16 protein-coding genes are annotated in these 15040 nt (G+C 73.2%); 8 read left to right on the forward strand and 8 right to left on the reverse strand.

The annotated features are described in order from the left end of the window. Positions 1-11: 11 nt before the first annotated feature. Genes LIV37_RS13245 through gshB form a run of 3 tightly spaced genes read left to right on the forward strand, consistent with a single transcriptional unit; the run spans position 12 to position 2473 of the window. The gene (locus tag LIV37_RS13245; RefSeq protein WP_020867626.1) at positions 12-641 is read left to right on the forward strand and encodes a carboxymuconolactone decarboxylase family protein; all 630 of its coding nucleotides are present in this window, start codon (positions 12-14) and stop codon (positions 639-641) included. A 3-nt stretch (positions 642-644) separates the two neighbouring features. Continuing rightward, entirely contained in the window at positions 645-1538 is an 894-nt protein-coding gene (locus tag LIV37_RS13250) for an amidohydrolase family protein (RefSeq protein WP_020867627.1), read from the forward strand. Then, a complete protein-coding gene (gshB, locus tag LIV37_RS13255) occupies positions 1535-2473 on the forward strand; it encodes a glutathione synthase (RefSeq protein ID WP_020867628.1) in 939 nt (312 codons plus the stop codon). Before LIV37_RS13250 ends, gshB begins: the two co-directional genes overlap by 4 nt. 34 nt (positions 2474-2507) lie before the next feature. On the opposite strand, the gene LIV37_RS13260 is transcribed toward gshB, so the two are convergent. The 3 genes from LIV37_RS13260 to LIV37_RS52575 form a co-directional block, all read right to left on the reverse strand. Then, on the reverse strand, positions 2508-3443 hold the full coding sequence (locus LIV37_RS13260; protein ID WP_020867629.1) for an integrase core domain-containing protein: 936 nt from the start codon (positions 3441-3443) through the stop codon (positions 2508-2510). 227 nt (positions 3444-3670) lie between these two features. Beyond that, entirely contained in the window at positions 3671-4246 is a 576-nt protein-coding gene (locus tag LIV37_RS13265) for a TIGR03086 family metal-binding protein (RefSeq protein ID WP_020867630.1), read from the reverse strand. A 6-nt stretch (positions 4247-4252) separates the two neighbouring features. Then, complete coding sequence (locus LIV37_RS52575) at positions 4253-4813, reverse strand: phage holin family protein (RefSeq protein WP_121825519.1); 561 nt, start codon at positions 4811-4813, stop codon at positions 4253-4255. A 311-nt stretch (positions 4814-5124) separates the two neighbouring features. On the opposite strand from LIV37_RS52575, the gene LIV37_RS13270 reads away from it, so the two are divergent. From LIV37_RS13270 to LIV37_RS13290, 5 genes are all read left to right on the forward strand, one after another. Next, positions 5125-6294 (forward strand): baeRF2 domain-containing protein, encoded by a 1170-nt coding sequence (locus tag LIV37_RS13270; RefSeq protein ID WP_020867631.1) that lies wholly within the window; start codon positions 5125-5127, stop codon positions 6292-6294. A 102-nt stretch (positions 6295-6396) separates the two neighbouring features. Continuing rightward, positions 6397-6780, forward strand: a complete 384-nt coding sequence (locus LIV37_RS13275) for a DUF2795 domain-containing protein (RefSeq protein ID WP_020867632.1) — start codon at positions 6397-6399, stop codon at positions 6778-6780. A gap of 154 nt (positions 6781-6934) precedes the next feature. After that, positions 6935-7285, forward strand: coding sequence for a CBS domain-containing protein (locus LIV37_RS13280; protein WP_121826070.1), 351 nt, complete (start codon positions 6935-6937; stop codon positions 7283-7285). Between the two features lie 151 nt (positions 7286-7436). Further along, complete coding sequence (locus tag LIV37_RS13285) at positions 7437-8246, forward strand: class I SAM-dependent methyltransferase (protein ID WP_020867634.1); 810 nt, start codon at positions 7437-7439, stop codon at positions 8244-8246. A gap of 23 nt (positions 8247-8269) precedes the next feature. Next, positions 8270-8620, forward strand: coding sequence for a VOC family protein (locus tag LIV37_RS13290; RefSeq protein WP_037962492.1), 351 nt, complete (start codon positions 8270-8272; stop codon positions 8618-8620). A 39-nt stretch (positions 8621-8659) separates the two neighbouring features. Here the strand turns inward: LIV37_RS13290 and LIV37_RS13295 are convergent, their stop codons facing one another. The 5 genes from LIV37_RS13295 to LIV37_RS13315 form a co-directional block, all read right to left on the reverse strand. Then, entirely contained in the window at positions 8660-9103 is a 444-nt protein-coding gene (locus tag LIV37_RS13295; protein ID WP_020867636.1) for a hypothetical protein, read from the reverse strand. Between the two features lie 210 nt (positions 9104-9313). Beyond that, positions 9314-11509, reverse strand: a complete 2196-nt coding sequence (locus LIV37_RS13300) for a DUF5107 domain-containing protein (protein ID WP_121825518.1) — start codon at positions 11507-11509, stop codon at positions 9314-9316. 191 nt (positions 11510-11700) lie between these two features. Further along, positions 11701-12255 (reverse strand): GNAT family N-acetyltransferase, encoded by a 555-nt coding sequence (locus LIV37_RS13305; RefSeq protein WP_020867638.1) that lies wholly within the window; start codon positions 12253-12255, stop codon positions 11701-11703. Beyond that, positions 12248-12991, reverse strand: coding sequence for a 4'-phosphopantetheinyl transferase family protein (locus tag LIV37_RS13310; RefSeq protein ID WP_020867639.1), 744 nt, complete (start codon positions 12989-12991; stop codon positions 12248-12250). Before LIV37_RS13310 ends, LIV37_RS13305 begins: the two co-directional genes overlap by 8 nt. Next, on the reverse strand, positions 12988-15024 hold the full coding sequence (locus LIV37_RS13315) for a S9 family peptidase (RefSeq protein WP_121826069.1): 2037 nt from the start codon (positions 15022-15024) through the stop codon (positions 12988-12990). The genes LIV37_RS13310 and LIV37_RS13315 overlap by 4 nt, the downstream gene beginning before the upstream one ends. Positions 15025-15040 lie beyond the last annotated feature (16 nt).

The following is a 15040-nucleotide window of genomic DNA, read 5'->3' on the forward strand; positions in this document are numbered from 1 at the left end:
GAGAGCCCTTCGTGCCCCGCATCCCCCTGTTCGACCCCGACACGATGACTCCGGAGCAGGAGAGGGTCTACCGCGACATCGTGAACGGCCCTCGTGCCCGGCTGGTCGGACCGCTGCGAGCGGCGTTGCACCGGCCCGAACTCGCCGACCGCTGGCAGCGCTTCGGCGAGATACTGCGCTACGGCACCAGCCTGCCCGACTGCCTCAACGAACTGGCCATCCTGGTCGTGGCCCGGCACTGGACCGCCCAGCTCGAATGGTCGATCCACGCGGACGCCGCGCTGCGCGCGGGTCTGGAACCCGAGATCGTCGACGCCCTGCGCACCGGCGAGCCCCCGGTCTTCCACGACCAGGACGCCTACGACGTCCATGAGTTCGCCCGCCGGCTCCAGCAGACCGGGGATGTCGACGAAGAGGTGTACCAGCGGGTCTGGCGGCGCTGGGGGGAGGTGGGCGCCGTCGAACTCTCCTCTGTCGTCGGCTACTACACGCTCGTCGCCATGACCTTGAACGTCCACCGGATCCCGGCGCCCGGCGGCGAGCGCCCGCTGACGTCCTCCGGCGGGCCGGTGCGCCGGCTCGTGGAACTGCCCGAAGCCGTTCTCGGCGCGCCTGCCACGATGACACCGACGGCGGGCTGAACCATGTCCACCACCGCAAACACCGTCCCGGCGCGCCTGCCCAGGCGTGCCGCCCGCGACTTCCCGGCAGGCGCCTGGGACTGCCACTCCCATGTCTTCGGCCCCTTCGACCGGTTCCCACCCGGGCCGTCCACCTATCCCATTCCGGACGCACCTCCCGCGACGTACCTCGACATGCTCGACCGCACGGGCACCACACGCGGCATGCTCGTTCACCCGGCACCCTACGGAAACGACACCAGCGCGCTGGAACACGCCCTGGCACAGTCGCACGGCCGGGCCGTGGGCGTGGCCACGGCCACCGCCGACTGCCCCGCCGACGAGCTGGCACGCCTGCACTCCGCCGGTGTCCGGGCCCTGCGGTTCAACGACCGGATCGCCCCCTCCACCGGCGCGCGTTTCCCCGGCGCCATCGGAACCGAGGCCTTCCGCGCACTGGCACCGGCCATGCGCGAGCTGGGTATCCACGCGCAGATCTGGGCGGGGCTGGACGACTGCGTCCGGCTGGTGGACGAGTTCGCCGACACCGATGTACCGATCGTCCTGGACCATATGGCCCAGCCCGACGTGGCCGCCGGCCCCCACTCGGCAGCCTTCCGCGCCCTGCTCGACCGAGTGCGGGACGGCGCTGCCTGGGTGAAGCTGACCCTGTGCCGCGTGGGAGACCCCGCGCGCGGCTACGCGGATGCCCGCCCGTTCCACGACGCTCTCGTCGAGGCCGCGCCGACCCGGCTGCTGTGGGGCTCGGACTGGCCCTTCGTCCGGATGGGAGAATCCGCCCCCGACGTCGCCGACCTCGCCGACATCTTCTGCGACTGGGTGGACGACGTCGCGCTGCGCCAGAGGATCCTGGTGCACAACCCGCAGCGGCTGACGGACACCGGGCCCGCCGCATGAGACTGCTGTTCCTCGTCAGCCCGCCGGACCGGCTCGACCCCGCTCACGACTCCTCCATCGCGCTGATGAGAGCAGCCACCGCGCGCGGCCATCAGGCACTCATAGCCGAAATGCGCGAACTGTCCCTACGCGACGGCCACGTACTCGCCCGCGCCCACGCGGCCGACCTCCGTTCCGGCTCCCTGGGCCGCGGCCGGGCCGAGGTCCTGGACCTGGACGACGTCGGCCTCGTGCTCGTACGCACCGATCCCCCGGTGAACGACGACTACCTGCGGGCCACCTACCTCCTCGACTTCGCGCAACGCCGTGGCACCCCCGTGTGCAACAGTCCCGACGCACTGCGGAACACGAACGAGAAGCTCTTCGCGCTGCACTTTCCCGACCTCATCCCCGAGACCGTGGTGAGCGCCTCCGCGGCGGAGCTGGCCGACGCGGTGGCGCGATGGGGGCGCGCGGTCCTCAAGCCCACCGATGCCATGGGCGGACGTGGCGTACTACTGCTGGAACACGGACACCCGAACCTCGCCGGCCTGATCGAGGTCGGCACCGCGCGGGGACGGCGACAAGTGGTGCTGCAGCGTTTCGTCGACGACGGCACCCACAGTGACCGAAGAGTCCTTGTCGTCGACGGTGAACCGGTCGCCGCGCTCCGCCGAACAGCCAAGGCGCCCGACTTCCGCTGCAACATGGCCGTCGGGGCCTCAGCAGCCCCGGTACCCCTCTCGAAGACCGACCGCGCGATCTGCGCGACGCTCCGCCCCGAGCTGATCGGGCGCGGTATCGGCTTCGCTGGAATCGACCTCATCGGGGACCGGCTCATCGAAGTGAACATCACCAGTCCGACGGGACTGAGGGAAATCGACGGTGGCCCCATGGAAACGGCGGGGCGGGTGGCCGACGCCGTCCTGCGACGCCTGCTGGCCCACGCCCGGTGAGCCGTGCCCTTGCCGGAAATGTCATCCGTGCAGCTCACGCCGCATGTTGATATTCGTGGAGGATGCCGCCGAGGCGATCGTGTCGGCGTATGTCGAGGCGGGCTAACGTGTCCGGGTCGTCGATCGGCGGGGGCAAGGGGTGCAGCGGTCTGGCGTTTGCGATGCCCGGGTGTGGTCGGTGTCCGTTGTAGAAGGACTCGAACTCGCGCAGGGCGTGGAGGAGATGTCGCTGGTTCCAGATCAACGTCCGGTCCAGGAGCTCGCGGCGACAGGTCTGTATCCACCTTTCCGTGATCGAGTTCATTCTGGGCGTCTGGATGCCGCTGAGGACGACTTCGATCCCTGCGTCCTTGAGGACGGTATCGAATAGGACGTTGCCGGGTGAGGCGTTGGTGCCGGAGCGGTAGCCCTCGCGTGCGGCGGGGTCGATCGTGTGCTGAAGGCGGCCGTCGTGCCCGGCGGCCGGCCAGCCGGGTTCGTTCGGCGGGCGTTTGCGGCGGGGCGGGGTTGTGTCCTTGACCGGCGGATGGTCGGGGTCGACATCCGGTTCGGGTGTCCAGGCCCGGCGGCGCGCCCAGGTCTCGTAGTCGGTGGAGTCGATGGCCAGCACCCCGGTGAGGGGGAACTCTTCGGGGAGGGAGGCGTCCAGGAGACGCCCGGTGAGAGCGCTGAGGGTGATCGGTTCGTAGGGGCAGTCCTGGTGGGGGCATGGCGTGTGCTTGCCGTCCGCTGCCGGGTCACCGTCGGGAGCGGTTGGTGGGTGGGGGTGGTTGTGGGGGATGGCGAGGGTGCCGGTTTCGAGGGCGTGGCTGAGGCGGGTGTAAGCGTGCCAGAGCATCCGGTAGGTCGCCTGGCCGGTGAGTCCGAGGTCGCGGCGGGCGGTGTGGGGCAGCTCGGCGAGGGTGTGGAGGACCTTGGTGAGGTGCATCTCCTCCAGCCGCAGCGCGTGGACGGCCAGTCCGGTGAGCATGGCGCGGGCGGTGAACTCCCTGGGTGCGCCGGTGTGGTGGTGCAGCGTGGCTTCGACGGCGGGCAGGAGACCGCTGCCCTCGACCAGCAGGGTGGCTCGGCGCAGGGCCTGGGCAAGGGTTTAATCCAGCCCCTCCGGCGTTTGAGGAGCGGGGTCCGGGGCGGAGCCCCGGCGGGGGCGAGGGGGCGGAGCCCCCGCTTTCGGGAAGGGGCGGGGTGGGGAATCGCCTACGGCTCGCGCCCCAACAGGGCCAAGAGCCGAGCCTGCGCACCCGCCCCCGCCGGAGGCTCAACCGGCGCCGCGAACAACCCGCTCTCCTCCAAGTCCGCCACGTACGGCGCGACCTCCCGCACCGAAAAGTCCACCAGCGGCTTGGGAATGCGCTCATCCGCCCCAATGGCCCGGGCCAGATCCCACGCGTGCACCGCCGCGTCAGCCGTCATCTGCGCGCAGTAATGCGTCGCGGGGCTCTCCCCGTACGAGAGGTCGACCGTCCGGTCGAGCGCCCCCGGCTCGCGGAAGGCGTCCCGCGCCGCGGTCGCCACCACGTCCCACGTGGCGACGGGGTCGTCACCGAGCAGATCGCCCTCCAGCGGATCGCTCTCGTCGCCGGCGCTCGCCCCCTCCCGGACCAGCGGCGGCACCCACATCTGCTCGACCGCGAGATGGTTCACCAGGTCGCGTACGGTCCACTCGGTGCAGGGCGTCGGGTCGTCCCACTGATCGGGCCGGATCGCGTGCACCCGTTCGGTGAAGAGGTCCAGCGCCTCGCCGTGCCTGGTCAGCAGCGGATTCTCCGCCATGGGCGATCACCCCGTGTGAGGAGGATGAGGGGGCTGAGGAGGCGCCCCGGGCCCGGGGGGCGTCGGAGGCGCGGCAGGCCCGCCAGGACCACCGGGTCCACCGGGTCCACCGGGTCCACCGGGTCCACCGGCAGGACCGGGAGGCCCGCCAGGACCGGCCGGACCACCGGGAGGCCCGGCAGGACCGCCAGAAGGACCGGGAGGAGCCACGGGCCCCGAAGGGGCAGAAGGCGCGGCAGGCGCCGAAGGCGCACCGGGCCGTCGCCCCGCCCCCTGCCCCGCCGCGTTCTTCAGCCACCCCGCCACCACCAGCAACAGCGCGAACACGACCAGCGCCGCCGCCCACCCCGGAAGCGCCAATGCGAACAGCAACACCAGGCACGCCGTCAGCGCACCCCCCGCGTAGAGCGCGGCCGCCGCCGCGCCCCCGTAGAGGCGGACCGCGCGCCGCCCGGACTGTTCACGCAGTTCCCGGCGGACCTCTTCGCGTACGGCTCGGGCGACCGGCTCCGCCAGGTCCCCGGCCGAGGGTATGCCCGGCTTCGGATAGGCCGATTTATCAGTCATGCGCCGCCGGGTACCCGTGCCCCACCCTCGCTAACAGTCCCCGAACGCGAGCGGACCACGGGTACGCGGGCACTTCCGCAGGGCATTTGCGCAGGGCACGGCGCCGGACCCGGCCCCTGATGTCCCGCGTCCGGCGCCGCTCCTCACTCCCTACGGGCCGCTCGGCCGGACGACGGGTCCCCGCCCCCACGAGCCCCAAACGTCGGCGTCGAACCTCACCCCCAATCGTCCCGACGACCTCGTGCCGATGCCGTCGTGTCGATGCCGTCGTCATGGGTACGCGTGGGGGACTCGAAATCTGGAGGGAGTACATGCGACTCGGACATCTCCAACCGCTCTATGACCGCCCGGGCCCGTGGGCCAGCGTCTATTTCGACACCACGCACCCGGACGAGTCCGCGGCCGAGGAGCAGGAACGCGCCGCCCGCGAGGCGAGCCGCCGGCTGGAAGGGCAGGGCGCCGACCAGGCCACCTGCCGTGCGGTGTACGAGAGGCTGGCCGCGCTGCCGCCCGGTGCGGGACCGGCCGGGTGGGCCGTCTTCGCCACGGCCGGTGAAGTGGTCCTCGACACCCCGCTGCCGGCCCCGCCGCCGATGAGCGAGCCCCCGTGGTGGTCGGCGCTTCCGCATGTGGGACCGCTGCTGGAGCTGACCGGCGAGGATCCGTCCTGCCTGGTGGCGTACATCGACCGCACCGGCGCGGACGTCGAGCTGCGCGACGCACACGGCGGCGACCGGGTCGGCTCGGTGGAGGGACGGCAGTGGCCGGTGCACCGGACCGCCACTGCCGACTGGTCGGAGCGCCACTTCCAGCTCAGGACGGAGAACACCTGGGAGCGGAACGCGGCCCTGATCGCCGATGAGCTGGGCGCCTGCCGGCGGGAGACCGGCGCGGATCTGGTCGTGCTGGCCGGGGATCCGCGCGAGCGGCGCGCGGTCCACGAGCAATTGCCCAAGGAGCTGCGCTCGGCGGCGGTGGAGACCTCGCGCGGGGGCCGCGCCCCCGGTTCCGCCCCGCCCGGCAGCCACGCCGCCCGGCTGCTGGACCAGGAGGTGGACGACGCACGCGCCCGGTACGCCCATGAGCGCGGCGAGGAGGCGCTGGAGCGGTTCCGGGCCGGCCGGATGCCCTCGGGCGGGCGCGTGGAGGCGGCCGAGGGGGTTCCGGCGCTGGTCGACGCGGCGCGTGAGCACCGCATAGGCTCGTTGCTGATACGTCCGGACGGGCCCGATCTGTACCGCGAGGTATGGGTGGGCACCGAACCCGACCAGCTGGCATTGCGCCGTACCGATGTCCAGTACCTGGGCGACACCCGGCCGGCCCCGGCCCGCGCCGACGACGCGCTGATCCGTTCGGTCGTGGCCACCGGCGCCGAAGCGCTGACGGTGGCACCGGCCGAGGCGGAGCCGAACGGCGACGACATCCCGGTGGGCGGTCTCGGCGCTCTGCTGCGCTGGCCGTACGAGGGCGGCGCGGATTGAACATCCCGGGAGCGGATCCGACCGTCCCGGGAGCCGATTGACACGTCCCGGGGATGACCGACCCGGGAGACACACCCGGACCCGCTGAGGAAGGGGACCGACATGCAGCGAGGCAGCGACCGGCTGAGCGTCCACAAGGACGACGAGATGAAGCATGAGCTCCAGGGACTGATCCGCTCCGGGCACCCGACCCGTGCCGAGGAGTGGCACGACCCGGAGCCGGCCGCCGACGACGACCCGGACGTCGCCCTGGGGCCGATCCCGGCGCGGGGGACGACCGGTGAGGCCGAGACGGTGCGGTTCGAGTTCGCCCGCCGGCTGGGACGTACGTCGTTCCCGGCGGATCGTGAGAGGCTGCTGCGCGTCCTGGAGGACCGGCACACACCGGACGGGCTGATCGCTCTGGCCGAGAAACTGCCCACGGACCGGACGTTCCACACGGTGCAGGAGGTGGTCTCGGCGCTGGGGCTGCACCCGAGCACATGAGGGATCGCTGCTCAGGGATCGCGGACGGCGCGCATCCGTCGCGCATACCCCCCGCCCCGGCTGGGTACTGCGGGCAGCACATCACCCAGGAAGGGGAGGTGGACAGGTGTCCCAGGACCCACCTCGCGACCCGACTCGCCCCGTGCGGGAGGTCATGACGCGGCCCGCGATCTGGGTGCGCCCCGACGCCTCGCTGGTGGAAGCCGCGCAGCTGATGCGCGCACAGGACATCGGCGATGTGCTGGTCGCCAGCGACGGGGAGGTACTCGGCGTCCTCACCGACCGCGACATCACCCTCCGCGCGGTCGCCGAGGGCGTCGACCCCCTCGCCGTCACCTGCAATGCCGTATGCACCCCGGACCCGGTGACGATCGGGCCGGACGAGGAGGTGGCCGAGGCCGCCGCGCTGATGCGGCGGCATGCGGTGGGGCGGCTCCCGGTGGTCGAGGCGGGGCGCGCGCTGGGCGTGATCAGCCGCGGCGATGTGGCGGAGCCGCCGATGTGACGGGACCGCCAATGTGACGGGACCGCCGATGTGACGGCGCCGCCGATGCGACGGACCGACTGCTCGCATATTGAGACGGTTCTTCTCGTGATGCGAGATGCCTTCTACGGTGGAGCCACCCGTGCACCGGTCCCGAAGGGGGAGTTCCGCCATGCCGAAGGACGCCGCCGTCTACACCCACGGCCACCATGAGTCGGTGCTGCGCTCGCACACCTGGCGCACCGCGGCCAACTCCGCCGCGTATCTCACCGGCCATCTCCGGCCCCATATGCGGATCCTGGACATCGGCTGCGGCCCCGGCACCATCACCGCCGACCTGGCGGAACTGGTCCCCCAGGGGCAGGTCACGGGCGTCGACGCCGAGGGCGCCATCCTGGAGCGGGCCCGCGCGGTGGCCGACGAGCGCGGGCTGACCAACGTCTCCTTCGCGGTCGCCGACGTCCACGCGCTGGACCACCCCGACGACTCCTTCTGCGTGGTCCACGCCCATCAGGTGCTGCAGCACGTCGGCGACCCGGTGGGGGCGCTGCGCGAGATGCGACGGGTGTGCGCGCCGGGCGGCATCGTGGCGGTGCGCGACTCCGACTACGCCACCATGACCTGGTACCCGTCCGTCCCCGGACTGGACGGCTGGCTGGACCTCTACCGCCGGGTCGCACGGGCCAACGGCGGTGAGCCGGACGCCGGTCGCAGGCTGCGCTCCTGGGCCCTGGAGGCGGGGTTCACCGACATCACCTCGACCGCCACGGCGTGGGCTTACGCCACCGAGGAGGAGCGGGCGTGGTGGAGCGGACTGTGGGCGGACCGCACGGTCGCCTCCTCCTACGCCCGGCTCGCGGTGGACGGCGGCCATGCCACGGAGGGGGAACTGCGGTCGATCGCGGAGGCGTGGCGGACGTGGGGCGCGGCCCCGGACGGTTGGTTCGCCGTCCTGCACGGTGAGATCCTCTGCCGCGTCTGAGCAGTTCAACTAGGCTCGCCCGCATGGATATTCTGGGGACTTCACTCCGCGTGTGCGTCGACGACCTGGACTCGGCGATCGCCGTCTACGAGAAGCTGACGGGAGCCGAGGCGGTGCGCTTCCAGCGCGGCCCCGTCGCGGTCGCGGCGGTCGGCTGCTTCTTCCTGATGAGCGGACCGGAGTCGGAGATGTCGATTCTCCGCAAGATCACGGCGACGATCGCGGTGAAGGACGTGGACGAGGCGATCGCCGATCTCACGGCGGTCGGCGGGCAGATCGTCGCCGGTCCGCTGCCCGCCCCCGTGGGACGCACCCTGGTGGCCCGCCACCCCGACGGCTCGATCTTCGAGTATGTCGACCGGAACCCGGCGTGACCCGCCCGTGAGCGCACCGTCCGGCAGACCCGTCACCCGTCAGGAGGGCGGTCCCGGATCCACGATGGCCTCCTCGTCGTCGACCTCCTCGTAGAGATCGTCCACATCCCGGAGCTCATCGCTCTTGATCCGGACCGCCTCCTCCTCGGCGGACAGCCCGCTGGTCGAGCCCTCCTGGGAGTAGACGTCCTGCTCACGCGGGACGCCGGGATCCGGCTCGTCGTACAGCGGCCCAGCCGGTTCCGCCACCGCGCCGACCGGCTCCCCCGCCTCCGGCTCCTCATCGGTCAACCGCTCGTCGAGCGACTCCCGCTCCCGCGTCTCCGCGCTCGTGGTGTCCCGGTACACGGCGATCGTCGGCTCGTCCCCGGCCACGGGCAACCGCTCAGGATCCTCGGCCCACTGCTGCTCGGGCGTCCCGTCCCGCAGATCGGGAATCCCCTCATCCTCCGGATCCGCCCCAGGATCATGCGGTGTCCTCACGGTACGCGGCTCCTTTCCACCGATACGCCATGCCGCCGTCCACGCCCGGGTGCCCGCCACGGGGCCGCGCTATGCGGGCCCGGACCCGCGATGACCCGCGATAGCTCGCGATGGCCCGCGATGGCCCGCGATGCGGACCGCAGAGCGCTTGCTGGGCGCCGGGTGCCTGCGGGCGCGACCCGGGCAGGCCGCCTGCGGGCCGTGGGTGCGCTAGGCGGGGCGCATGCGGAATTCGTAGTGGGCGGGGAGGGGGTGGTCGGCGTGGGTTCGGGCGCGGGCCTCCTCGGTGAGTGGGTCCTGGGTGCCGGTCGCCAGCCGTTCCACGATCGCGTACCAGGTGTCGCTCAACGCCTCGTCGCCCTCGCGCAGATCGCAGACCTCGAAGCCCTCGTCGAAGACGGCGCGGGCGGCCAGGGCGTCGCCCTGGGCCAGCAGGACCTGGGCGCGCAGCAGCCGGAAGCGGCCGCGGGCGCGGATTGCGGGGCGCAGGGCGTCGAGGACCGCTCGTGCGTCGTCGGCGCGGGCGGCCGCGAGCAGCGCGAGGATCGCCTCCCGGCCGAGCGCCGCCTCGGCCGTCTCCAGGGCGAGCGGGTCGAGCGGGTCGGTGGCGACGGGCGGCGCGGCCACTGAGACGGCCGCCCCCTGCCCAGCGCCCTCCCGCCGCGCCGCGCCCGTCCCCGCTCCCGCTCCCGTTCCCGCTCCCGCTCCCGCCGTTTCGGGCTCCGGGGGTGCCTCGGGCTCCGGGGCGGCGGCCGAGGTGAGGAGGAGCCGTACGGCGCGCAGCAGCCGTTCCGCCGCGCGCGCGGCATGGCCGGAGGCGGTGTCGGCGACGGCCAGACAGCGCAGCGTCCAGGGCGTCTCCGCGCACCGCAGCGACCGCTCCCAGCTGCGCTCGGCCTGGGCGCGGTCGCCCGCGTGCCACTGGGCGACGCCAAGGTGGTACTCGGCGGCGGCGGTCGAAGGCGCCGCTTCGAGGAGGTCGCGCCAGGCGGGCGCGACCACGGAGGCGCCGGGGTCGGCCCGGGAGGGGCCCGGCTCCCAGTCGGGCAGGGCGCCGGTACGCAGCAACCGGCGCCACGGCTCCTGCTCCTCCCCCAGCGTGTCCGGGTCGAACGGCGTCCCGGGCAGCTGGAATCCGCCGCGCTCGATCTCCAGCGCGCCCCAGCCGGAGCCGGTCGCGAGGCGCTCCGCCGGTTCCGCGTCGGCGTACGGGCGCCAGGCGGCGTAGGCCGCGTCGACCTCGTCGCGCGGCAGCGCCGCCTCCAGCCGGGCCTCGGTCTCGCGGCGGGCGGCGCCCCAGTCCGCGCCGTGGACGGCCGCCGGGTCGGCGGTCAGCGGGCCGTACGCCTCCAGCCAGGCGAACTCCTCCCCGGCCTCCAGCGGGATGTGCTCGAGCTGGGTGCGGGCGAGCCCGGCCTGGATCTCGGCGTAGCCGCCGGTGCCGGGCTCGGTCAGCCACTGCTGCCAGCGCCGTCCGCCGGGGCCCGCGCCCCAGACGAAGAGCTTGCGGCCGCGCAGCAGATCGGTCGAGGTCTGGACGAGGCCGCCGCCGTCGGCGTCGAGCGAGGCGATCCAGCGGCGGGCGCCGTCGGGCACCTCGTAGAAGTAGTCGGCGGGGTAGTCGCCGCGCAGCGGATAGGTGCGGTCGGCGCCGTCCCACTCCGGGACCGGCACCTTGCCGAGGGTGCGGGCGTAGCCGAAGTGCCAGGCGTCGTCGGCGGGGGCGAGGACTCGGGTGTGCTCGTCCTCGGGGACGGCGATGTTCGACCACCAGTAGACGGGGGCGGGGAGGTGGTGGGGGTTGCGGATCCTGACGCCGACGTAGAGGAACGCGGAGTCGGCGGGCAGCCACAGATCCACCTGGAAGGGCAGGTCGCGCAGCCGCTCCCACTCCCACAGCCGCACCATCGCGCCCCCTTCGGCGGCGTCGGGGGCGGGGACGCGGGCGGCGTGCAGGGGTGAGCAGGACAGGGTGGTGTGGCCGGTGGCTCCGATGTTCCATTCGATCCCGCCGGAGAACCAGGCGCCGTTGAGGGCGAAGTCGGCGGGCTGGAGCACCGGGTTCCGGTACAGCAGCTCACGGCCGGCCGGCTTGTGGACCAGTGAGTGGACCCGGCCGCCGAGCCCGGGCAGCACCGTGGCCCGCAGCCGGCCGTTCTCCAGGACGATGGCATCGAGCGCGGCGGGGGCGCGGTCGCGGCCGTAGCCGTCGCGCAGCCGCACCGGCAGCACCGACCGCAGTGGTGCGTAGGCGACCTGACGGGCCATGTCGGTGGGGAGGGTGGTCCGGGTGCGGTCGTCCACGCGGTGCACTTCGTCGAGGGGGCGCAGCGCGGGCAGGGGGTTGTCGGGCCCCACGGGGGCGGTGGGAAGGGTCAGGGTGGTACGTCGCACGCTCGTGGCCACGGGCTGCCTCGTTCCGACTGCCTTGGGTCACCTCGGTGCGGCGACCGTCCGGTGACCATGGAACAACGCGGACGGGCCCGCTGAACAGAGCGGCATCGGACCGATCATGGTGACCCGTCAGCCGCACCAGCCGCCCGGCACCCCGGCACCGTCGGGCGGCACCCCGCACCGACCCCCGGCGCCCGGCACCGTCAGCCAGGGTCGGTCCGCTGGTTCAGCATGTCGCTGGTCATGGCCCAGCGCTCGTGGTCGCGCCAGGCGCCCTCGATGTAGAGGAAGTCGGGGGAGAATCCCTCCAGCCGGAAGCCATGGCGCTTCACCAGCCCGATCGACGCCTTGTTGCCCGGCTGGATGTTGACCTCGACGCGGTGCAGCCCCAACGGCCCGAAGGCATGGCGCAGTACGAGCCCGAGCCCCTCGGACATATAGCCCTGCCCGGCGGCGGGCGGAAAGGCGCCGTAGCCGATCGAGCCGCACTGGAAGGCGCCGCGCACGATGTTGTTGATGTTGATGAATCCGGCCATGTCACCGGTCTCCCGGGCATGGACCAGGAAGCCCTCGCGGTCCTCCCGCTCCAGCTGGGCGATGTAGTGCTGAAAGGCCGGCTCGGTGGTGGGGAGGGTGAGCCAGGGCCGGTGGAACGGCATGCTCTCCCGGGCGCGCCTGGTGAACTCCGCGGCGTCCTCGCGGCGGGTGTGGCGGATGGCGGCCCGGGTTCCCTCGGCGACGTACCGGACGTCAGGCATGCGGCAATGATGTCAGCAGCGCCATGGCCGCCGCATAGCCGGAGCTCCCGGCTATGACCCCGTCCACGGGGATGTCGGTCATCGCCCACGGGCCGACCGGCACGGCGGAGAGCCCGGTGCCGACATAGTTGACCGCCGGGTCCCGGGACAGGCCGGTGCCCAGGCCCTTGAGATAGGCCTCCTTGCGGGTCCAGCAGCGGGCGAAGGCGGCGGGCCGGTCGGCGGGCGCCAGCGCGTTCAGTTCGGCGCGCTCCTTGGGGTGCAGGCTCTCGGCGACCTGCTCGACCACCGAGGCGGGCTGCAGCTTCTCCACGTCCACCCCGACCGGGGAGCCCGCGAAGGCGAAGAGCACCAGATCACCGGCGTGCGACATATTGAAGTGCAGCGGAGTGCCGGACACGGCGGGCCGGCCGTGCGGCCCACCGCAGCCGGGGCAGTCCTCGCGGGTGAACGGCACATCGGCCGGGGCCATGCCCAGATAGGCGCCGAGCAGCTCCCGCAGGCCCAGATGGGCCGCCGTATAGCGCTCGCGGTCCTCCGCCCGCAGGAACTTCGAGGCCCGCTCCCGCTCCTCGGCGTCCAGGATCGTGCCGGGCGCGCCCGCGTCCATGGCCGCGGTGTACCGGGAGACGCTGAGCAGCCAGGTCTCGGGCTCGCCGCCCTGCGGCCAGGCGCCGGCGACGGCGGTGGGCAGCGGATCACGACCGACGATGCGCGGGGCCGGTGGGGGTGTCAACTCGCTCCTCCAGTGGAGTTCGGAACCGCTGACTTCAGCAGCTCCAGGGTGGGCACATCGGATCTGATCAGCCCGAAGGTCTGGATGTACAGCGACAATTCGGCCTCCAGGGCGCGGATCATCGTATCGGCGCGGCGGAAGCCATGGCCCTCGCCCTCGAAGGTGAGATAGGCGTGCGGGACGCCGCGCCCGGAGACCGCCTCCAGGAACCGCTCGCACTGCTCGGGCGGGCAGATGGTGTCGTCCAGCCCCTGGAGCAGTACGAAGGGCGAGCCGACGCGGTCGGCGCGGTGCAGCGGGGAGCGCTCGCGGTAGCGGTCGGCCACCTCATCGAGGGGGCCCACCAGCGATTCGGTGTAGCGCGACTCGAAGTCATGGGTGCCGCCGGTGGCCCAGGAGACCAGGTCGAGGATGGGGTAGCTGACGGTGGCGCACGCGTAGAGGTCCGTGGCGGTGAGGGAGGCCGCCGCCGTCCAGCCACCCGCGCTGCCGCCGCGGATCGCGAGCCGGGCCCGGTCGGCGATGCCCTCGTCGGCGAGCGCCCCGGCGACGGCGGCGCAGTCCTGGACGTCGACCACGCCCCACTGCTCACGCAGCCGCTCGCGGTAGGCGCGGCCATAGCCCGTGGAGCCCCCGTAGTTGACCTCGGCGACGCCGATGCCGCGCGAGGTGAAATAGGCGATCTCCAGGTCGAGCACGAGCGGGGCACGGCCGGTGGGCCCGCCGTGGGCCCAGATCACATACGGCGGAAGCTCACCATCCGGTGCGGTGTGGCCGGGATGGTGCGGTGGGTAGAGCTGGGCGTGGATCTCCCCGCCGTCCGGTCCGGTGAAGGTGCGGGCCTCCGGCCGGGGGTAGTACGCGGGGTCCACGGGGTCGCTGTGGGCGCTGCCGATGACCCTGGAGCGACCGGTGCACACGTCCAGCTCCACCACCTCATGGCCGCTGTGCGGGCTCGCCGCGACGCCGACCACGCGGGTGCCGTTGACGGCCAGCGTCGGCTCCCACTCGGTCCAGGGGCCGGGCACATCGGCCAGGTCGCCGGTCCGTGGGTCGAGGATGCCGAGGGCCGCCGCGCCCCGGCCGTGCAGCACCGCGATCAGCCCGCCGGTCAGCGGGGCGAACCAGCGGTGGCCCAGCTTCCACAGCGGCCCGCCGAACTCCTCCTCGCGGGGGCACAGCTCCACCGGCCGCCCGGCCATGGCCCGTTCCCCCGCCGCCTCCGGCGGCTGGAGACGGTGCAGATTCCACCAGCCGGTGCGGTCGGTGGCCGCCAGCAGCGCGCCGTCCTCGGCCCACTCGATCTGGGCGACCGACTCCTCCGGCCCGCCCAGCACCGCCCGGGCGCCGGTGAAGGAGCCGTCCTGCGCGACATCGGCCAGCATCACCTCCGTGCCGTCCCAGGGCATCCGGGGGTGGTCCCAGACGATCCAGGCGGCCCGCCGGCCGTCGGGCGAGAGCCGGGGCCCGGAGAGGAAGCGATGGCCGTCGTCGGTCAGCTCGCGCACCGCCGCACGGTCCTCGGCGGCCGAACCGTCCAGCGGTACGGCGGCGATGACCCGCCGCACATCGGTCGGCCCCGCACCGGTGAACTCCTCCAGCACACACCACACCTCGCCGCGCTCCGGGAGGAGCACCGGATCGGCCCAGCGCAGCCCCTCCCCCACCGCCGACAGCGGGGTCAGCGGGCGGGGCGCGGCCCCGGCCCCGGCGTCCGGCTCATGGACGTACAACCGCTGGTCGGCGAAGTGGACGAAGACCACCAGCGGGCCGCCGCTCGCGCGGTCCACCGCGGCCCAGGGCATTCCGCCGTACCCCATCACCTTGCTGCGCACATTCCACGGCGGGGCGAGCACCGGGACCTCGGCGCCGTCGGTGCGCCGCCGGATCAGGGCGCGGCGGCCGCCCTCGCCGGGGCGCGGCGCGGTCCACCACACCTCCTCGCCGACCGTGCCCACATACTCCGGATGGCCGTCGTGGGAGGCGACGAGTTCGGCGTCGACCGGCGAGTGCCAGTCGCCGTACGGGGCCATGACGGCCGTCTGCTGC

This window comes from Streptomyces rapamycinicus NRRL 5491 (genome assembly GCF_024298965.1).
In the GTDB taxonomy this organism is placed as follows: Bacteria; Actinomycetota; Actinomycetes; order Streptomycetales; family Streptomycetaceae; genus Streptomyces; species Streptomyces rapamycinicus.